This is a genomic window from Pseudomonas sp. GW821-FHT10C09 (assembly GCF_059415465.1).
Map to the genome: position 1 here is coordinate 198,889 of NZ_JBWKNG010000002.1, position 18,480 is coordinate 217,368.

An 18,480-nucleotide genomic window follows, 5' to 3' on the forward strand; every position below is an offset into this window, starting at 1 on the left:
TGCTTTTATAAAGGCACGCAAAACGGGCAGGGTGAAAAGCAGCTGATAGTTCTGTCCTGTCCTTAGGGAATACCGACGCTGATTTCTGTGTAGTCTCTTGTTTTGTATCGGCCGCGCCGGATCAAAGATTAACCATTAGGTGACAAAATGCCTGACTCATTGCAACTCGTTCTCGGTGCCGATCTTGCCGGTCAGCCCATCGCCCAGGCCATGCGTCTGGCGAACCGTCACGGTCTGGTCGCCGGCGCTACCGGGACCGGTAAAACCGTCACCTTGCAACGCATGGCCGAAGCCTTCAGCGACGCAGGCGTGGCGGTGTTCGCCGCCGACATCAAGGGCGACCTGTGTGGCCTCGGCGCCGCCGGCAACCCCCAAGGCAAGATCGCCGAGCGCATTGCCGGGATGGCGTGGCTGAACCACAAGCCTCAGGCGTATCCCGTGACGCTGTGGGACATCCATGGTCAGTCCGGTCATCCATTGCGCACCACCCTGAGTGAAATGGGCCCGTTGTTGCTGGGCAGCCTGCTGGAACTGACCGACAGCCAGCAGTCGGCGCTGTACGCGGCGTTCAAAGTGGCGGACCGCGAAGGGCTGTTGCTGCTGGATCTCAAGGACCTGAAGGCGCTGCTCAATCACCTGCGTGATAACCCCGAATTGCTCGGCGATGATGCCGCGTTGATGACCACCGGCTCCAGCCAGGCGCTGTTACGGCGGCTGGCGACGCTGGAACAACAAGGCGCCGAAGCGCTGTTCGGCGAACCGGCGCTGCAACTCGAAGACATTCTGCAACCGACCGCTGACGGTCGCGGGCGCATTCATTTGCTGGATGCCAGTCGTCTGGTTCATGAAGCCCCGAAGGTGTACGCGACTTTCCTGCTGTGGCTGCTCGCCGAGCTGTTCGAGCAATTGCCGGAACGCGGTGACGCGGACAAACCACTGCTGGCGTTGTTTTTCGACGAAGCACATTTGCTGTTCGCCGGGACGCCCAAGGCGTTGCAGGATCGACTGGAACAAGTGGTGCGGTTGATTCGCTCGAAAGGCGTGGGCGTGTATTTCGTCACTCAATCACCGGGTGACCTGCCGGATGACGTGCTGGCCCAACTGGGTTTGCGGATCCAGCACGGTTTGCGCGCATTCACCGCCAAGGAGCAGAAATCCCTGCGCGCCGTGGCCGAGGGCTTCCGGCCGAACCCGGCGTTCGATGCCCTGTCGGTGTTGACCGAACTGGGGATCGGCGAGGCGCTGGTCGGGACGCTGGCCGATAAAGGCACGCCGGAGATGGTCCAGCGTGTGTTGATCGCGCCACCGCAATCGCGGATCGGGCCGTTGAGCGAGGCCGAGCGTGCGGCACTGATCGCCGGTTCTCCGTTGCAAGGGCGTTATGACAAGCCGATTGATCGGGAATCGGCTTATGAAGTGCTGATGGGACGTAAGGGCCTGGCACCTGATCCCGATGCCGCGCCCGCCAAACCTGCGCCCGAAGAGCCAAGTTTCACCGAGCAGGCCGGGGAGTTTCTCGGGACGGCGGCCGGACAGGCGTTGAAATCGGCAATGCGACAGGCGGCTAATCAGTTGGGCCGACAATTGGTACGCGGGCTGATGGGCTCGCTGCTCGGCGGCAAAAAAAGCCGCTAACAAGCGAACACAATAATCCCCTGTGGGAGCGAGCCTGCTCGCGAAAGCGGCCGATCAGACAACATCGATTTGAATGTCAGATTGCTTTCGCGAGCAGGCTCGCTCCCACACTGGGTTTTGTGTCAGGTTTTGGGTTTGGCGTGCGCCGCGAGGCGTTCAAGCGCAGCCCGCAGATTCGGATCGCTGATCCCCTCAGCCGTGGCCTGAATCGTCGCGCCCGCATCCGACGACAAACTGATGGTGTGTCCCGCCGCGCCTTGCTGCACGGTCGGTGGCTGCACCTTGAACAGAATCCGCGTCAGGCTGGCGAACTCGTCAAACATCTGTAACTGGCGTTGCAGACGTTTTTGCTGATAACGCAGGCGCGTGGCCCAATGGCCGTCGGTGACGATCAGCAACAAACTGCCTTCGCGCCACGACGCCACATGGCAGTGTTCGCGAGCGGCCGGTTGCAATTGGCTTTCGAGCAGACGTTGTAAATGACCCAGGCGTTGAGCGTGGCCAAAAATAGCTTTCAGCGGCTTGGCTTCGCGAAGCAGAACGGCGGGTGCTCTGGCCGTAAGAGGGCGAAATGCCATGATCAGACACCTGAAGTAACAGAGCCGCTATGGTAGCAGAAAGCACCTGGTGCACCTGACCCATTGCTTTGCGAGCGCTTTACCCATTAAATCAACAAGTAACTTCTGCCGTGAACGGCTTGAAGTTCAGCAAAAAGCCCTTATTTTAAGTGAGCCCCGTAACAGCGCAGTGCATGCATCGTGGAATAACGCCACTTTCCTCACCATCGTTTCCGGGTAGAATGCTCGTTCGCATGCGGCCATGAGGGCTGCACGGGCGACTCACGGGGCCGCCCTCCATCCCTTTAGTGTGGAAGATCCTGCCGATATGTTTGCGCCTTTGTTAAAGAAACTTTTTGGAAGCAAGAACGAGCGTGAAGTCAAACGCATGCTCAAGACGGTGCAATTCGTCAATGCCTTCGAAGAGCAAATGGTGGCCCTTTCGGACGATCAATTGCGTGCCAAGACAGACGAGTTCAAGGCCCGCATCGCCAAAGGGGAAACCCTCGACAAGCTGTTGCCTGAAGCCTTTGCGGTCGCCCGCGAAGCCGGCAAGCGCGTCATGGGTATGCGCCACTTCGATGTCCAGCTGATCGGCGGCATGACCTTGCATGAAGGCATGATCGCGGAAATGCGTACCGGTGAAGGCAAGACCCTGGTGGCAACACTGGGCGTTTACCTCAACGCGCTGTCCGGCAAGGGCGTGCACGTTGTGACGGTGAACGACTACCTGGCCCGTCGTGACGCCAACTGGATGCGTCCGCTCTACGAATTCCTCGGCCTGACGGTCGGCGTGGTCACGCCGTTCCAGCCGCCGGAAGAGAAACGTCTGGCTTACGCCGCCGACATTACCTACGGCACCAACAACGAATTCGGTTTCGATTACCTGCGCGACAACATGGCGTTCAGCATGGAAGAAAAATTCCAGCGCGAACTCAATTTCGCCGTGATCGACGAAGTCGACTCCATCCTCATCGACGAAGCCCGTACTCCACTGATCATTTCCGGTCAGGCCGAGGACAGCTCCAAGCTGTACATCGAGATCAACAAACTGATCCCGCGCCTGGAATTGCACGTCGAAGAAGTTGAAGGCGAAGTCACCAAGGCCGGCCACTACACCGTCGATGAGAAGACCCGCCAGGTCGAACTCAACGAAGCGGGCCATCAATTCGTAGAAGAATCGCTGACCTCCCTCGGCCTGCTGGCTGAAGGCGAAAGCCTGTACTCGGCACACAACCTGGGTCTGCTGACCCACGTTTATGCCGGTCTGCGTGCGCACAAACTGTTCCATCGCAACGTCGAGTACATCGTGCAGGACGGTCAGGTTGTGCTGGTCGACGAACACACCGGTCGTACCATGCCGGGCCGTCGTTTGTCCGAGGGCCTGCACCAGGCCATCGAAGCCAAGGAAAACCTGAACATCCAGGCCGAAAGCCAGACCCTGGCATCGACCACGTTCCAGAACTACTTCCGCCTGTACAACAAGCTGTCCGGCATGACCGGTACGGCCGACACCGAGGCGTTCGAGTTCCATCAGATCTATGGCCTGCAGGTCATGGTCATTCCGCCGAACAAGCCGTTGGCCCGTAAGGACTACAACGACCTGGTGTTCCTGACGGCCGACGAGAAGTACACGGCCATCGTGGCGGACATCAAGGAAAGCATGGCGGCGGGCCGCCCGGTGCTGGTGGGTACCGCGACCATCGAAACCTCCGAGCACATGTCCCGCCTGCTCGTGGAACAAGGCATCGAACACAAGGTTCTGAACGCCAAGTTCCACGAAAAGGAAGCCGAGATCATTGCCCAGGCCGGTCGCCCAGGCGCACTGACCATCGCTACCAACATGGCCGGTCGTGGTACCGACATCCTGTTGGGCGGTAACTGGGAAGTGGAAGTGGCGTCCCTGGAAGATCCAACACCAGAGCAGATTGCCCAGATCAAGGCCGACTGGCAGAAGCGTCACCAGCAAGTGCTCGAATCGGGCGGCTTGCAGGTGATTGCTTCCGAGCGTCACGAATCGCGCCGTATCGATAACCAGCTGCGTGGTCGTGCCGGTCGTCAGGGCGACGCCGGTTCCAGCCGCTTCTACCTGTCGCTGGAAGACAGCCTGATGCGTATCTTCGCCTCTGACCGGGTGAAGAACTTCATGAAGGCCTTGGGCATGCAGCCAGGCGAGGCGATCGAGCACCGTATGGTGACCAACGCCATCGAAAAGGCTCAGCGCAAGGTTGAAGGCCGTAACTTCGATATTCGTAAGCAACTGCTCGAGTTCGACGACGTCAACAACGAACAGCGTAAAGTGATTTATCACATGCGTAACACGTTGCTGGCCGCTGACAACATTGGCGAAACCATCGCCGATTTCCGTCAGGACGTGCTCAACGCCACCATCAGTGCGCACATTCCACCGCAATCGCTGCCTGAGCAGTGGGACGTGGCCGGTCTGGAAGCGGCGTTGCAGAGCGACTTCGGTGTGGCGCTGCCGATCCAGCAATGGCTCGACGAAGACGATCACCTGTACGAAGAAACCCTGCGCGAGAAGCTGATGCAAGAGCTGATCGCGGCGTACAACGAGAAAGAAGACCAGGCGGGCGCCGAAGCGTTGCGCAGCTTCGAGAAACAAATCGTGCTGCGCGTGCTGGACGACCTGTGGAAAGACCACCTGTCGACCATGGACCACTTGCGTCACGGCATCCACTTGCGTGGTTATGCCCAGAAGAACCCGAAGCAAGAGTACAAGCGCGAGTCGTTCACGCTGTTCTCCGAGCTGCTGGATTCGATCAAGCGCGACTCGATCCGTGTGTTGTCCCACGTTCAGGTTCGCCGCGAAGATCCGGAAGCCGAAGAGCAACGCCTGCGTCAGGAAGCCGAAGCACTGGCCGCACGCATGCAGTTCCATCACGAAGAAGCACCGGGTCTTGAGCAAGTGGAACCGTTGGGCGAAGAGATTGATGTCGCCCTCGCCGTGGCACCGGTTCGCAACGAGCAGAAGCTGGGCCGTAACGAACTGTGCTACTGCGGTTCGGGCAAAAAATTCAAGCATTGCCACGGGCAGATCCAGTAAAACCCGTTTCAATCGCTGAAATACCCGCGCCGCGACCGGCATCAGCCGTCGCGGCGTTTTGCCATTTAATACCGCCGTTCATCGCATGACGGTGATGACTACATTTTTTGAGGAGCGCATTCATGGCTGTTGGTCTTGGTCCTTTGCCAACGTTGCACCCGGTTGCCGGTTTTGAACTCGGTATCGCCTCGGCCGGCATCAAGCGCCCGGGGCGCAAGGATGTCGTGGTCATGCGCTGCGCCGAAGGCTCTACCGTCGCGGGCGTCTTCACCCTGAACGCCTTTTGCGCCGCGCCGGTGATCCTGGCCAAGCAACGCGTGCAAGGCCCGGTGCGTTACCTGTTGACCAACACCGGCAATGCCAACGCCGGCACCGGCGAACCTGGCCTGGCCGCTGCCGAGCGTACCTGCGCGAAGCTGGCTGAACTGACGGGTGTGGATGCCAGCCTGGTGCTGCCGTATTCCACCGGCGTGATCGGCGAGCCGCTGCCAGTCGAGAAAATCGAAGGCGCGCTGCAAGCGGCCCTCGACGACCTGTCGATCCACAACTGGGAAGCGGCCGCCACCGGCATCATGACCACCGACACCCTGCCCAAGGGTGCGAGCCGCCAGTTCCAGCATGACGGCGTGACGATCACCGTCACCGGCATCAGCAAAGGCGCGGGCATGATCCGTCCGAACATGGCGACCATGCTCGGCTACATCGCCACTGACGCCAAAGTCTCCCGTGACGTGCTGCAAAACCTGCTGCTGGACGGTGCCAACAAGTCGTTCAACCGCATCACCATCGACGGCGACACCTCGACCAACGACTGCTGCATGCTGATCGCGACCGGTCAGACTGCACTGCCGGAAATCACCCGTGCCGAAGGCGAGTTGTTCGCCAAGTTGAAGCAAGCGGTGTTTGAGGTGTGCATGGACGTGGCCCAGGCCATCGTTCGCGACGGCGAAGGCGCGACCAAGTTCGTCACCGTTGAAGTCAATGGCGGCGGCAATCACCAGGAATGCCTGGACGTCGGCTACACCGTGGCGCACTCGCCGCTGATCAAGACGGCGTTGTTCGCTTCCGACCCGAATTGGGGCCGCATCCTGGCCGCCGTTGGCCGTGCCGGCGTGCCGAACCTGGACGTGAGCAAGATCGACGTGTTCCTCGGCGAGGTGTGCATTGCCAGCCGTGGCGCACGTGCTGCGACGTACACCGAAGCCCAGGGCGCTGCGGTCATGCAGCAGGAAGAGATCACCATCCGTATCGAGCTGGGTCGCGGCGATTGCAGCGAAACCATCTGGACCACCGACCTGTCGCACGAATACGTGAAAATCAACGCCGAGTACCGTACTTAAGATCGAGTCGCTCCCTTCGCGAGCAGGCTCGCTCCCACATTCGATCGCATTCATCCTGGAAGCACTCGGTCAACTGTGGGAGCGAGCCTGCTCGCGAAGGCGGGCTTCCAGTCACCACAAGACTGGCCTGTACCCCTCATCAAAAGGTCCCGAACATGAGCCTCCACCTGATCATCGGCGACAAACTGCTTTCCTCCTGGTCCCTGCGCGGTGCATTGGCGCTCGACCTGACCGGCGCGGCCTACACCGAAGAATTGATCAAGCTGGGCCAACCCGACACCCGCGAACGCCTGCTCAAGCATTCGCCGACCGGCAAAGTCCCGCTGCTGAAAACCGAACACGGCACCATCGCCGATTCCCTGGCGATTGCCGAGTACCTGGCCGAGCAATTCCCCGATGCCGGCCTCTGGCCAAAAGACACCGCCGCCCGTGCCCAGGCGCGTTCGGCTTGTGCGCAGATGCACGCCGGGTTCTTTGCCATGCGCGGCAACATGCCGTTCGACCTGAGCCGCGATGCGCCGCTGGTGCCGACACCTGAAGATGTTCAGGCCGACATCCAGCGCATGCTGGCCTTGTGGGCAGAATGCCGTGCTGTGGCGACCGACACCGGGCCGTTCCTGTTCGGCGGCGCAACCCTGGCCGATGCGTTCTTTGCGCCGATTGCCGTACGCCTGCGCACCTATCAGGTGAAATTGCCGGCTGCAGATGAAGCTTACGTCGAAGCAATCTACCAATGGCCGGCGTTCAAAGCCTGGCAGAAGGCAGGTCTGGAGGAGGTCGGGCAGTGAAACGAGTTCATGTAGCCGCTGCCGTTATCCGTGATAACAGCGGCAAGATCCTGATTGCACGCCGTGCCGATACTCAGCACCAGGGCGGTTTGTGGGAGTTTCCCGGTGGCAAGGTCGAGGGCGACGAGTCTGTAGAAACCGCGCTGAGCCGTGAACTTCAGGAAGAACTGGGCATTGTGGTCAGCGCCGCACGACCGCTGATCAAAGTTCATCACGATTACCCGGACAAGCAGGTGTTGCTGGACGTCTGGGAAGTCTCGGCCTTTACCGGCGAACCCCACGGCGCCGAAGGTCAGCCGCTGGAGTGGGTGTCGCCACGCGACCTGCTGAACTACGAGTTCCCGGCGGCCAACCAGCCAATCGTCGCGGCGGCACGTTTGCCTGCCGAATACTTGATTACCCCCGAAGACCTGGAAACTCCGGCCCTGCTGCGCGGCATCCAGAAAGCCATCGCCGGCGGGATCAAACTGATCCAGCTGCGGGCGCCCAACGGCTACGATCCGAAGTACCGTGACCTGGCGGTAGACGCGGCCGGGCTGTGTGCCGGCAAGGCGCAGTTGATGATCAAGGGGCCGTTCGAATGGCTCGGTGATTTTCCGTCCGCCGGTTGGCACATCACCTCGGCCCAGTTGCGTAAATACGCGGCGGCGGGGCGACCACTGCCGGCGTCGCGCTGGTTGGCGGCGTCGTGTCATAACGCTGAAGAACTGGCGTTGGCTGAGCAGATGGGCGTGGACTTTGTGACCCTGTCGCCGGTGCAGAAAACCCAGACTCATCCAGATGCGCAGCCGTTGGGCTGGGATCAGGCTTCGGCGTTGATTGCGGGCTTCAGCAAGCCGGTGTTCCTGTTGGGCGGTGTTGGCCCGGCGGAACGGCAGCAAGCCTGGGAGGCCGGGGCGCAGGGTGTGGCGGGGATTCGGGCGTTCTGGCCTGATTCTTTGGTGTAGCCACTGGCCCCTTCGCGAGCGGGCTCGCTCCCACATTGGATTTGTGAACACCCCGATCCATGTGGGAGCGAGCCTGCTCGCGAAGGCGGCTGTACAGGCGCTACTTAATCCTGAGGTTTCACCGCCGCCTGCCACAAAATCTCCGCAACCCTTTGCCGCTTGGCAATCACCCGCGCCACCACAAACAACACATCCGACAACCGATTGATATACGCCAACCCAACCCCGGCCAACGGCTCAATCGCATTCAACTGCTGGCACCGCCGCTCCGCGCTGCGCGCCAGGCATCTGCACACATGCGCTTGGGCGATCAGCGCTGAACCGCCGGGCAGAATGAAATTCTCCAGCGGTCCCAACTCTTCATTCCAGCGATCAATCGCCGTTTCCAGGCGTTCGATTTCTACCGCGTCCAACGCCTGGTACACCGGCATTGCCAACTCGCCACCCAAGTCGAACAAACGGTGCTGACAAGGCGCCAATACTTCGATGACCTCGTTCAACCCCGGATACGTGACGCTTTCTGCTGCCAACCCGGCCAGCAGCACGCCGACCTGGCTGTTCAGCGAATCGACTTCACCGATGGCCTCGATTCGCGGGTGGTCCTTGGGCACCCGGCGACCATCGCCGAGCCCGGTTTCGCCTTTGTCGCCAGTGCGGGTGTAAATCTTCGACAAGCGAAAGCCCATGGGTTACCTCGATAGCTGATTGAGTTCTTGGGAGATGACCGGCGCGCCCGACAAGGGCAGGCGCAAGGTGAAGCAGGTGCCTTGGCCTGGCGTTGACTGCACTTCCATCTGGCCCTTGTGATTGTTGGTGATGATGAAATAGGAGACCGACAGGCCCAGCCCCGTGCCCTGGCCGATTTCCTTGGTGGTGAAGAACGGCTCGAACGTGCGTTTGCGCACGTTCTCGCTCATGCCGATGCCATTGTCCTCGACCTGGATTTCCGCCCAGGGCGGGTTCAGTCTGGTGCGCAGAATGATCCGCCCCGGTTCGCTATCGTCCTCGCGCTGGTGAATGGCCTGAGCGGCGTTTTTTAACAGGTTGAGCAGCACCTGTTCGAGTTCGTTGGCGGTGCCCGGCACCGGGCCGAGGGCTGGATCGAACTGGCGAATGATCGCCTGGCCCTTGAAGTCGAAACCGATCGCCAGGTCGAAGTCGTTACCGGCGATTTCTACCGCTTGATCGATCAGTGCCGGCAGGTCGCACGGGGCCATTTGCCGGGTGCTGCGGCGGCTGAAGCTGAGCATGTGCGTCACAATCTTCGCCGCCCGGGCGCCAGCCTGCTGAATGCCATCGAGCAATTGCGGGACTTCGCGCACCTTCAGGTACTGGTTGACTGTTTCCAGCTCGATGCCGATGTGCTCGGCTTGCTCCAGGTTTTTGGGCAGGTCAGGTGACAGGCGTCGGCGAATGTTCTGCACGTTGTGCAGGATCGCGCCCAGCGGGTTATTGATTTCGTGGGCCATGCCGGCGGCGAGGCCACCGACCGAAAGCATCTTTTCCGACTGCACCATCATTTCTTCCAGTGACAGGCGCTGGGTGATGTCGTCGATCCGGATCACCACGCCGCGCCCGGCACCGCCCATCAGTGGGTAAAAGGTCAGGGCGTAATGCTTGGGCTCATCGTCCTTGAACCACGTTACCCGTTCGATCTTGGCCACGGTGTGCTGCTCGACGGTTTGCTTGAGCTGCGGCAGAAATGGCTTCAACGGTTCGAAGGCGAGGAAGATCGGCTGGTTCAGCGCTTCATCCAGACGGGTGCCGGAGAGGGCGCTGGCTTCCTGATTCCACTGGGTCACGTAGAGCTGCTCGTCGAGGGCGATCAACGCCGACGGCATGGAGTCGATGATGCTGTTGAGGTAATTCTGGAAACCGGTGAGCTTTTTCTCGATCTTGCTGCGCACCTGGACTTCAAGTTCCAGTTTGCGATTGGTATGGCGCGTTTCTTCGGCCAGGCCCTGCGCCTGGTCATAAGCGGCCTGGGAGTCGTCACGGGCGCGCTTGAGTTGCTGCTCCCGGGCCTCGATCCGCGAGAGCATGGTGTTGAACGCCTCCGCGAGGCTGCCGATTTCGTCGTGGTTGCCGCGGGAGGCTCGCAGCGCGTAGTTCTCTTCGCGGGTTACTTGCCGGGACAGCTCTTCGAGCTCATGGATGGGGCGGGTAATCAGGCGTTTGATTTGCCGGGCGATCACCAGCCACAACAGCACGCTGAAGATCAGAATGCCCAGACTGGCCGTGAGGGTGCCGGTGTAGAACGCCATCGGCAGCTCGCTGCTGGCTACCAGCAATAAATGACCGGGCTCGGTGCCAGGGCGAGGCAGGGTGATCAGTTGATTGCTGCGAAACTCGGTCGCTTGCCAGGCTTCAATGTGTTGATAGCGCCCCGGCAGGCTGAGTTTGTCGCCATGTTGCAATTGCGCCAGTCGTTCGCCCTTGCCGTCATAAATGGCGGCGGCACGCAGCGGCGAGTAACTGTTGAGTTCGTTGAGCAGGCGTTCGGCGTTTTGTGGCGTCTTCAAGGCGTCGGCCACCAGGCTCGGGTTCGACACCAGTCGGCCAATGGTCTGCAAGGCTTGGGGCGCCATGCTTTCCTGGGAGATGTAATACGCCGCGCTGATGAAGGTCAGGTTGGCAACCAGCAGGATGGTGATCAACAGCACCAGCAGGGCGGCCAGCAATTTCTGGCCGACGGGAAGGTTTTCGAGGCGCTGGCGCAATGGCATCAGGTTCGTCGCTTAAATGGAACACGTGGCCAGCGTAGCCGCTGCTCAGTCGCTGGGCAATCCAAGGCTGTGCAGATGGCCGATCAGCCGCTGCTGTAATTGATGCAGGTGGGGCAGGTTCAGTTGATGACGTTCGGCCACTTTGCACACATGGCCCAGCAGGTAGGTGATTTCGGTGCGGCGCTGATTCGCGACGTCCTGATACATCGAGGAGTAATTGGCCGCCGTGGCCTGGATCACGCGCTCGACTTCCTGTTGCAGGTTTTCTGCCGCGGCGGGCTGACCACAGCGTTCCAGCAACTCGGCCAATTCACCGCAGAGGGTCGCGACCTCACACTGATGTTCTTGCAATCCGCCATTGCGGCAATTGTGAAGAACCGTCAGGGGGTTGATCGCACAGTTAAGCGCCAGTTTTCGCCACAGTCGCGTGAGGATGTCGGTGCTCCATTCATGGGGGATTCCGGCAGCTATCAGATCATCCAGCCAGATCGGCGCAACCGGATGGCCTGCATCCCCCAGCCAGGTGTAGCCGTGGCCCGCGAACACCACACGCCAATCGCCATCGCGAAACGCACCTTCGGTACTCGATGCACTCACGCAACGGGCTTGCGGCACCTGCGCCGCCACGGCGTCCTGACTGCCGAGGCCATTCTGCAACAGGATCAGCTCGGCGTCGGGTGTCAGGCGTGGCGCCAGTTGTGCGACGGCTTTCTCGGCGTCGTAAGCCTTGCAGGCCACCAGCAGGCGGCTGATCGGTTCGTGGCTGTCCGGTGTTTCGCCGGGGATGTCATAGGTGTTGGCTACGCCGTGCTCGACCAGCGTCAAACCGCCCGCGGCGTGATACGCCTGCAAGCGCTGCGCATCCCGAACGATCAGCCGGACCGGCAAATCGGCCCGCGCCAGACGCGTGGCCCACAATGTGCCAAGGCTGCCGGCGCCCAATACATGCCAAGTGGTCGACATCAGCTTTTTGCTCGGTTTGAGGCAGGCATGTGAGGCTCGCAGTATCGGTTGGAAAAGACCCGTTATAATGAGCCCGATTTTAACCGCAAGCCAAGCGCGCGCCATTGCAATCGAGCGCGCCTTTTTATTGGAGAGATTACATGCCGTCGTTCGACGTGGTATCCGAACTGGACAAACACGAAGTCACCAACGCGGTCGAAAACGCCGTCAAGGAACTCGATCGCCGTTATGACCTGAAGGGCAAGGGCACCTTCGAGTTCAAGGAAAAGGACCTGACCGTCAACCTGACCGCCGAGGCCGACTTCCAGCTCGAAGCGATGATCGAGATCCTCAAGCTGGCGCTGGTCAAGCGAAAAATCGACGTGCAGTGCCTTGAAGTCAAGGACGCCTACGCATCGGGCAAGCTGATGAAGCAGGAAGCGGTCCTCAAGGAAGGCATCGACAAAGAGCTGGCGAAGAAAATCGTCGCTCACGTCAAGGACGCCAAGCTCAAGGTCCAGGCTGCCATTCAGGGCGAGCAAGTGCGCATTACCGGCAAGAAGCGTGACGATTTGCAGGAAGCCATCGCAGCCCTGCGCGCCAAGACGTTCGATATGCCGCTGCAGTTCAACAACTTCCGCGACTGACCTTTAACTCGGGACCTGTGGGAGCGGGCTTGCCCGCGAAGGCTGCTTCACATTTAGCAGAGATGCTGGGTGATCCAGCGTTTTCGCGAGCAGGTCGGATCGCCGCACCGTCGCTCCCACCCGGATTGCACATAACCCAGGAGAAATTAGATGGATTTGAATACTGAAGTGGACAACCTGGTCAAGGCATCCCAAGCCTGGATTCCAATGATCATGGAATACGGCAGCCGTGTGTTGCTGGCAGTGATCACCCTGGCCATCGGCTGGTGGCTGATCAACAAAGTGACGCAAAAACTCGGTGGCCTGCTGGCCCTGCGTAACGCTGACCTCGCGCTGCAAGGGTTCATCAGCAGCCTGGCGAACATCATTCTCAAGGTTTTGCTGATTGTCAGCGTTGCGTCGATGATCGGCGTGGAAACCACCTCCTTCGTCGCGGCGATTGGTGCGGCGGGTCTGGCCATCGGTTTGGCCTTGCAAGGCAGCCTCGCTAACTTCGCCGGCGGCGTGTTGATTCTGTTGTTCCGTCCGTTTCGCATCGGTGACTGGATCGAAGCCCAAGGGGTTGCCGGTACGGTCGACAGCATTCAGATCTTCCACACCGTACTGCGTACCGGCGATAACAAAACCATCATCGTTCCCAACGGTAACTTGTCGAACGGCATCATCACCAATACCAACCGTCAACCGACCCGCAAAGTAGTGTTCGATGTGGGTGTGGATTACGAAGCAGACTTGCAGAAGGCCCGCGAAGTGTTGTTGGAACTGGCCAAAGATCCGCGCGTATTGGCAGATCCGGCACCTCAGGCAGTAGTTTCTACGCTGGGTGACAGTTCGATCACTCTTTCGCTTCGGGTCTGGGTAAAGACGGCGGATTACTGGGATGTGATGTTCATGTTTAACGAACAGTCCCGTGATCGTTTGAAAACTGCCGGTGTTGATGTTCCATTGCCACAACGGATGATTCGCGTGGTTCAGGAATCTGCAGTGCAGTGATTGTTTTTTGATCATGTCTGACTCTTTGGTCAGGCATGTTTCTCACGGAATTGATCGCTTTAACGCATTGTTTGTAGCAAACGAAAAAAGGCCCATCCGAAGATGGGCCTTTTTTTGATTACCGCAAACTAACGTTCTGCAATTACAGAATGTTGAGTGGGTAGTCGGTGATCAGGCGGAACTCAGAGATATCGCCTTCGCCTTCGTCTGCGTTGGCGGTGTGCCATGCTTGACGGATGCGGAACGACAGATCTTTAGCTGGGCCGGATTGAATAACGTACTTGGCTTCCACGTTGACTTCGTGGTGTTTACCGTCAGCACCGTACAGACCAGCGTAAGCGCTGCCTGCTGGAGTGTTGGTACCGTCGATGTCCCAACCTTTCACGTAACGGGTCATGAAGCTCAGACCAGGTACGCCGTATTCGGCCATTTTCAGGTCGTAACGGGCTTGTACCGACTTCTCGCCAGGGGCGTTGAAGTCAGAGTACTGGATGGAGTTGGCGAGGAAGATCGAGTCGCCACCGCGGTTGTTTTTACCCACACCGATGTAGTCGAACGGGGTATCGCCGTTCACTTTCTGGAAGCCCAGGGTCAGGGTGTGCGCTTTCAGGAACGAGAACGCAGCAGCCAGGGAGTAGGCGTTGTTGCTGATTTCGCCTGCTTTAGCGTTACCGGTGTCCTTGGTGTTGTAGTAGTTGGCGTCGAAGTTCAACGACTGATCGCCACCCAGTGGGAGGGTGTAGTTACCGTTGGCGTAGTACTGGTTCCAGACGTCTTCGAGCTTGGCACCGTAGAGCGAGAAGCTCAGGTTGTCGGTAACGCCATATTTGCCGCCGAAGTAGTCGATGGAGTTGGCTTTCACGCCAGCGTAAGTAGCCCACAGGTCGCCGTCACGGGCGTTGCTGTCCTGGCTGGTCGCCGAAGTGAAGTGGCCGCCTTCGAGGTCAAGGTCTTTGACTTCGCTGCTCTGCAACTGGATGCCAGTAGCAGTTTGGTGAAGGATACGCGAACCGCCAACAGCGAACACTGGAGCAGTGCTTGGCTGCATGTCACCGATTTTCAGCTCGGTCTTGGAGATGCGGAACTTGGCAGCAGCGCCGGCTTTGCCCTGGCTGTTGTTGACTTCGCCATCACCGTCCACGGACATGTTGCCCGAACCCGCATACTTGTCGGAGCCGTCCAGTTTGATAGCCAGTTGGCCCCAAGCTTCAACGCCAACACCGATCAGGCCTTGGGTGTAGCCAGAGCTGAAGTTGCCCTGAATGCCCTGGGTCCAGTCTTTGTCGTCGGTAGCGCCGTCTTTCTTGTTACGGTTGTAGTAGTAGTTACGAACCAGAATGTCGGCCTTCGCGTCTTCAACAAAACCTTTGGCTTCTGCCTGGTCGCTTACGAAAGGTGCGGCTACTGCCAACTGAGTACTGGCTGCTGCTGCAACTGCCAGTGCGATCATGCTCCACTTCATCACGCGCATCGTGATTTGCTCCTTTGGTTTTAGAAGAGTACTGCCGTCCCACCTGTTTTATTATCTGGGCGGCTCTTTCTTTTTGTGTCGGCGCAAACTTATATCACGCCGACCATGTTGGCGATACTTGCGTATCTAACCTTTCAGCTTCTTTACGACCCTGTCGCAAACAGCTTGGTAGATGTCGCAAATTTACAGCCTCAATGCAAGCGGACCGGCAACTTTAACGTTGTTTTCCAGGGCTTGAACATCGGTAAAAAGAGTCCTTGGTGAAACGTCTGAATCTCCATCGGGCAACCCTGCCGCTGTTTTTATTTGCCTTGAGTCCTCCACTTCCAGCAGAGGCAACCAAGGCGATGTGGGTGTGAATGCAACAAGCGTGCACAAAACAGAAATCTGTTGCTGTTTTTTTCTGCTGGCCTGTCTATACGTGTAAAAACCTCATAAAACCGGGCGTTTCAAGCACGTTTTGTTCGGGCTTGACGCCAGGGTTTGCATAGTGTCTCAGCTTCCGGTTCGGCAGCGTGACAACCAAAAACGTTACCGGTTCACCCCAAAAGTGAGTAGATCGCGGATGCTGACCGACTCAGCGTAGACGAGCTGTGCGGTTTTGGTGCAAAAAATCTTAATCGCTGTACTGAATTCATACAGTGTTGTTATTTGTCTGGTTCGAACACATCGTTGTTAATCAGTCATTTCGGCGCTTTTGGCCGGATCGTTGGTCCTGTAATGGTGCGCCTGGACAAAAAATGTCTCATGGCGGGGCGCGTCTCTGGTCGTGAAGCGAGCGTCGTTCGCAGGTATGCTGCCGTCCTGTCGCTTGGCGCGCCGTCCCCAGGGAGGGGCGCTAAGCTGAAAAATGAGAACCAGGCGGGAGTGCGCACAGTGTTCGCTTTAGATCCACGGCTTCAACAAGACACGCTACCGATCGGGGATTTCCCGCTCTGCCGGCTGCTGTTGTCCAACGACTCGAATTATCCCTGGTTCATCCTGGTGCCTCGTCGCGACGATATCAGCGAGATATTTCAGTTGGGTGTCGCCGAGCAGCAACAGCTGTGGCAAGAGACGACCGCGCTCGCGGAAACGCTCAAGGATGCGTTTGACGCTGACAAGTTGAATGTTGCAGCGTTGGGTAATGTTGTCAGTCAATTGCACATGCATGTGATCGTGCGCAAGCGCGAGGACGCTGCCTGGCCTGCGCCGGTTTGGGGCAAGGTGCCGGCCAAACCCTACGAGGCAGACCAGATCGCTGCGATTCGCGAACGGCTGCGTTTGGTATTAACCGAAGACTTTGCGTTTCTGGAGGGTTGAGTCATGAGCCTGGAAGATCGCGTTACCGATCTGGAGAGCCAGCTGGCGTTTCAGGATGACACCATCCAGTCATTGAGTGATGTGCTGGCGACGCAGCAGCGTGCAGTTGAACGCCTGCAGCTGCAAATGGCTGCACTGCTCAAGCGCCAGGAAGAAATGGCCGGGCAGTTCGAAACCTTCGAAGAAGAAGCACCGCCGCCGCATTACTGAAATGCTGGCCATAAAAAACCGCGAACAGCCAGGCTGTTCGCGGTTTTTTTTAGCCTTTGAATCAGCGACGCGGCAGTGCGGCGATCACATCTTCGGCTTGCAGGCCTTTGTCACGGTTCATCACGGAGAATTCCACGCGCTGGCCTTCGACCAGAACGCGGTGACCTTCGCCACGAATAGCCCGGAAATGCACGAAAATATCATCGCCGGAATCGCGGGAAATAAAGCCGAAGCCTTTGGAAGTGTTGAACCACTTGACGGTGCCGGTATCGCGGTTGCTCATGTCATAGCTTGGCGAGGCGGCGGCCGGTGACGATTTGTAGAAGCTGACGCCCAGGTGCAGTAACACCGCGCTCAGGGCTGCGACCAGGCTGAACAGGACGGCAGGTTGACCGGCGATGACAGGCATCGGCGCGAGCAACGTCAGGATTTGCAGGAGAACGGCCAGCACCAGCAGAACGCTGACCAGGTTTTGCAGTTGGTGACGCGGGCCTTTGTTCCAGTAGGGGATAACCGGAGCAAGGGTGAGGTTCAACAGGCCGAAAAAGGCCAGGTACAGTGCATCGGGTTGTTGCAGGTAAGGGACCGCTTCAGCTCGCAGGCTGGGGATGAAGGACAGCAGCAGGGCTGCTGCGCCCGTTAGCAGGTGGACGATTTTCAACATTTTGATTAACTCACGTTAAGACGGATCACAAGGAAGAGCTGAGGGAAGACGGTTCGCTTCGGAACAATAAGAGGCGTTGGGCACGTATTCGGTATCAGCCTATGCGCAGCCCCCGGAAAATAGGCGGTCGCGACACCCTGTCTATTTAACAGCAAAGCCTGCGGCTACTCAAATCAGGCAGTCCGGCGGTGCCCGGGAGGTTGATTTGTTCGCACTTTGCCGTTTTGCTTCTACAAATCTCATTTGCACGCGGTAAAACGCGTCTGATCACGTAGGAAATTGGCCGGCCTAGGACGCTCTCCATGATCCCCATTCAGCTGTTGGCTTATCCTACGTCGATGGTCATAAAGTCATCTGGATATACCTTTGCGCCTGCGCTTTTATAAGGCAACACAACAAATGTGGGTCTTATAGAAGGCAAGGATGACAAAGGAGTGTCAGCGATATGGTTTACGAAGACAGGTCTGGCGAGGGGAGGGATATCAGGGTTGATCCGTTCGTCAGTGAATTTGATATGGGGCTGGCCCGGCCGTTATCCCGTTCGGTGCGTTTGAATGGTTTTGCGACCTGCTTGCGGCTTGAGCAGGTCTACTGGGACATTTTGGGTGATATGGCCAAGGTCAATCGCTGTTCGGTCAGCGCACTGTTGTCCCATGTGGACCGCGAAGTGCATTTGCGTCATGGCGGAGTCAAGAACTTCACCGGGTTGGTGCGGGTTGTCTGCGTCGTGCGTAGCTTGAAGGAAGGTGGCGGCGTTGCGACACCCTAGTCGCGGCGGCGTAACGGACTGAGTGTCAGTCTGTGCAGTCTTACGGCTGCACAGGCTGCATTTAATGGATATAATCCCGCTCTTTGCCGCAAAACCCAGCGTGTGCGGTAGCAATCTGATCGCCGAGACAACCCCCATGCCGATGTACGACTATCAATGTGCTTCCTGTGGTCATCAGTTGGAAGCCATTCAAAAGATCAGCGCAGCACCGCTGGTCGACTGCCCTGCCTGCCAGGCGCCAGAGCTGAAAAAGATGCTGTCCATGCCAGGTTTCCGCCTCAGCGGCACCGGCTGGTACGAAACCGATTTCAAGACCGGCTCGAAGAAGAACCTGGCCGGCGGCGACAAAGCTGACTAGGGTCTAGGGCCTGAGTTGAACCACACGTGCGAGCGCTTGCATCATCGGGCACCTTATATAAAGGGCA

Annotated in this window: 18 protein-coding genes; 11 read left to right on the top strand and 7 right to left on the bottom strand. The window is 58.6% G+C overall.

Features of this window, described 5'->3' with window-relative positions:
- Positions 1–147 precede the first annotated feature (147 nt).
- Entirely contained in the window at positions 148–1,635 is a 1,488-nt protein-coding gene (locus tag AC07N8_RS02285) for a helicase HerA-like domain-containing protein (RefSeq protein ID WP_493142444.1), read from the top strand.
- Between the two features lie 122 nt (positions 1,636–1,757).
- On the opposite strand, the gene AC07N8_RS02290 is transcribed toward AC07N8_RS02285, so the two are convergent.
- Entirely contained in the window at positions 1,758–2,213 is a 456-nt protein-coding gene (locus tag AC07N8_RS02290; protein WP_123432965.1) for a DUF721 domain-containing protein, read from the bottom strand.
- A gap of 307 nt (positions 2,214–2,520) precedes the next feature.
- On the opposite strand from AC07N8_RS02290, the gene secA reads away from it, so the two are divergent.
- Positions 2,521–5,256 (top strand): preprotein translocase subunit SecA, encoded by a 2,736-nt coding sequence (secA, locus tag AC07N8_RS02295; RefSeq protein WP_483841797.1) that lies wholly within the window; start codon positions 2,521–2,523, stop codon positions 5,254–5,256.
- Here the strand turns inward: secA and AC07N8_RS02300 are convergent.
- Positions 5,228–5,380: a hypothetical protein gene (locus tag AC07N8_RS02300; protein WP_185045018.1), complete on the bottom strand. Its 153-nt coding sequence runs from the start codon at positions 5,378–5,380 to the stop codon at positions 5,228–5,230. The two genes, secA and AC07N8_RS02300, sit on opposite strands and share 29 nt — an antisense overlap.
- On the opposite strand from AC07N8_RS02300, the gene argJ reads away from it, so the two are divergent.
- From argJ to AC07N8_RS02315, 3 genes are all read left to right on the top strand, one after another.
- A complete protein-coding gene (argJ, locus tag AC07N8_RS02305; protein WP_493142447.1) occupies positions 5,379–6,596 on the top strand; it encodes a bifunctional glutamate N-acetyltransferase/amino-acid acetyltransferase ArgJ in 1,218 nt (405 codons plus the stop codon). The genes AC07N8_RS02300 and argJ overlap by 2 nt on opposite strands.
- 155 nt (positions 6,597–6,751) lie before the next feature.
- Positions 6,752–7,384 carry a glutathione S-transferase family protein gene (locus AC07N8_RS02310; RefSeq protein WP_493142448.1) on the top strand — a complete coding sequence of 211 codons (633 nt, stop codon included), beginning with the start codon at positions 6,752–6,754 and terminating at the stop codon, positions 7,382–7,384.
- Positions 7,381–8,331, top strand: a complete 951-nt coding sequence (locus AC07N8_RS02315; protein ID WP_493142450.1) for a Nudix family hydrolase — start codon at positions 7,381–7,383, stop codon at positions 8,329–8,331. The genes AC07N8_RS02310 and AC07N8_RS02315 overlap by 4 nt, the downstream gene beginning before the upstream one ends.
- 104 nt (positions 8,332–8,435) lie before the next feature.
- Here the strand turns inward: AC07N8_RS02315 and AC07N8_RS02320 are convergent, their stop codons facing one another.
- From AC07N8_RS02320 to AC07N8_RS02330, 3 genes are read right to left on the bottom strand one after another with little or no spacing between them, the layout of a single operon-like run.
- Positions 8,436–9,017: a cob(I)yrinic acid a,c-diamide adenosyltransferase gene (locus tag AC07N8_RS02320; RefSeq protein WP_493142452.1), complete on the bottom strand. Its 582-nt coding sequence runs from the start codon at positions 9,015–9,017 to the stop codon at positions 8,436–8,438.
- 3 nt (positions 9,018–9,020) lie between these two features.
- Entirely contained in the window at positions 9,021–11,057 is a 2,037-nt protein-coding gene (locus AC07N8_RS02325) for a sensor histidine kinase (RefSeq protein ID WP_483841792.1), read from the bottom strand.
- A gap of 45 nt (positions 11,058–11,102) precedes the next feature.
- Positions 11,103–12,020 carry a putative 2-dehydropantoate 2-reductase gene (locus AC07N8_RS02330; protein ID WP_483841791.1) on the bottom strand — a complete coding sequence of 306 codons (918 nt, stop codon included), beginning with the start codon at positions 12,018–12,020 and terminating at the stop codon, positions 11,103–11,105.
- Positions 12,021–12,160: 140 nt separating this feature from the next.
- Between AC07N8_RS02330 and AC07N8_RS02335 the strand changes: the two genes are divergently transcribed.
- The gene (locus tag AC07N8_RS02335; protein ID WP_007906601.1) at positions 12,161–12,646 is read left to right on the top strand and encodes a YajQ family cyclic di-GMP-binding protein; all 486 of its coding nucleotides are present in this window, start codon (positions 12,161–12,163) and stop codon (positions 12,644–12,646) included.
- 150 nt (positions 12,647–12,796) lie between these two features.
- Positions 12,797–13,639: a mechanosensitive ion channel family protein gene (locus AC07N8_RS02340; RefSeq protein ID WP_483841790.1), complete on the top strand. Its 843-nt coding sequence runs from the start codon at positions 12,797–12,799 to the stop codon at positions 13,637–13,639.
- A 142-nt stretch (positions 13,640–13,781) separates the two neighbouring features.
- On the opposite strand, the gene AC07N8_RS02345 is transcribed toward AC07N8_RS02340, so the two are convergent.
- The gene (locus AC07N8_RS02345) at positions 13,782–15,110 is read right to left on the bottom strand and encodes an OprD family porin (protein WP_493142456.1); all 1,329 of its coding nucleotides are present in this window, start codon (positions 15,108–15,110) and stop codon (positions 13,782–13,784) included.
- An 876-nt stretch (positions 15,111–15,986) separates the two neighbouring features.
- On the opposite strand from AC07N8_RS02345, the gene AC07N8_RS02350 reads away from it, so the two are divergent.
- Both AC07N8_RS02350 and AC07N8_RS02355 read left to right on the top strand, forming a co-directional pair.
- Positions 15,987–16,412, top strand: coding sequence for an HIT family protein (locus AC07N8_RS02350; protein ID WP_493142528.1), 426 nt, complete (start codon positions 15,987–15,989; stop codon positions 16,410–16,412).
- A gap of 3 nt (positions 16,413–16,415) precedes the next feature.
- Complete coding sequence (locus AC07N8_RS02355) at positions 16,416–16,622, top strand: SlyX family protein (protein ID WP_010457497.1); 207 nt, start codon at positions 16,416–16,418, stop codon at positions 16,620–16,622.
- 61 nt (positions 16,623–16,683) lie between these two features.
- Here AC07N8_RS02355 and AC07N8_RS02360 read toward each other — a convergent pair whose 3' ends face one another.
- A complete protein-coding gene (locus AC07N8_RS02360) occupies positions 16,684–17,286 on the bottom strand; it encodes a cold-shock protein (protein ID WP_123432954.1) in 603 nt (200 codons plus the stop codon).
- A 445-nt stretch (positions 17,287–17,731) separates the two neighbouring features.
- Between AC07N8_RS02360 and AC07N8_RS02365 the strand changes: the two genes are divergently transcribed.
- Positions 17,732–18,055: a ribbon-helix-helix domain-containing protein gene (locus AC07N8_RS02365; RefSeq protein ID WP_483841788.1), complete on the top strand. Its 324-nt coding sequence runs from the start codon at positions 17,732–17,734 to the stop codon at positions 18,053–18,055.
- A 136-nt stretch (positions 18,056–18,191) separates the two neighbouring features.
- Entirely contained in the window at positions 18,192–18,413 is a 222-nt protein-coding gene (locus AC07N8_RS02370) for an FmdB family zinc ribbon protein (protein ID WP_010457489.1), read from the top strand.
- Positions 18,414–18,480 lie beyond the last annotated feature (67 nt).

Coding starts and splice junctions, on each gene's coding strand:
- AC07N8_RS02285 (WP_493142444.1), top strand. CDS start 148: ATGCCTGACTCATTGCAACTCGTTCTCGGTGCCGATCTTGCCGGTCAG.
- AC07N8_RS02290 (WP_123432965.1), bottom strand. CDS start 2,213: ATGGCATTTCGCCCTCTTACGGCCAGAGCACCCGCCGTTCTGCTTCGC.
- secA (WP_483841797.1), top strand. CDS start 2,521: ATGTTTGCGCCTTTGTTAAAGAAACTTTTTGGAAGCAAGAACGAGCGT.
- argJ (WP_493142447.1), top strand. CDS start 5,379: ATGGCTGTTGGTCTTGGTCCTTTGCCAACGTTGCACCCGGTTGCCGGT.
- AC07N8_RS02300 (WP_185045018.1), bottom strand. CDS start 5,380: ATGAATGCGCTCCTCAAAAAATGTAGTCATCACCGTCATGCGATGAAC.
- AC07N8_RS02310 (WP_493142448.1), top strand. CDS start 6,752: ATGAGCCTCCACCTGATCATCGGCGACAAACTGCTTTCCTCCTGGTCC.
- AC07N8_RS02320 (WP_493142452.1), bottom strand. CDS start 9,017: ATGGGCTTTCGCTTGTCGAAGATTTACACCCGCACTGGCGACAAAGGC.
- AC07N8_RS02325 (WP_483841792.1), bottom strand. CDS start 11,057: ATGCCATTGCGCCAGCGCCTCGAAAACCTTCCCGTCGGCCAGAAATTG.
- AC07N8_RS02330 (WP_483841791.1), bottom strand. CDS start 12,020: ATGTCGACCACTTGGCATGTATTGGGCGCCGGCAGCCTTGGCACATTG.
- AC07N8_RS02335 (WP_007906601.1), top strand. CDS start 12,161: ATGCCGTCGTTCGACGTGGTATCCGAACTGGACAAACACGAAGTCACC.
- AC07N8_RS02340 (WP_483841790.1), top strand. CDS start 12,797: ATGGATTTGAATACTGAAGTGGACAACCTGGTCAAGGCATCCCAAGCC.
- AC07N8_RS02345 (WP_493142456.1), bottom strand. CDS start 15,110: ATGCGCGTGATGAAGTGGAGCATGATCGCACTGGCAGTTGCAGCAGCA.
- AC07N8_RS02355 (WP_010457497.1), top strand. CDS start 16,416: ATGAGCCTGGAAGATCGCGTTACCGATCTGGAGAGCCAGCTGGCGTTT.
- AC07N8_RS02360 (WP_123432954.1), bottom strand. CDS start 17,286: ATGTTGAAAATCGTCCACCTGCTAACGGGCGCAGCAGCCCTGCTGCTG.
- AC07N8_RS02365 (WP_483841788.1), top strand. CDS start 17,732: ATGGTTTACGAAGACAGGTCTGGCGAGGGGAGGGATATCAGGGTTGAT.
- AC07N8_RS02370 (WP_010457489.1), top strand. CDS start 18,192: ATGCCGATGTACGACTATCAATGTGCTTCCTGTGGTCATCAGTTGGAA.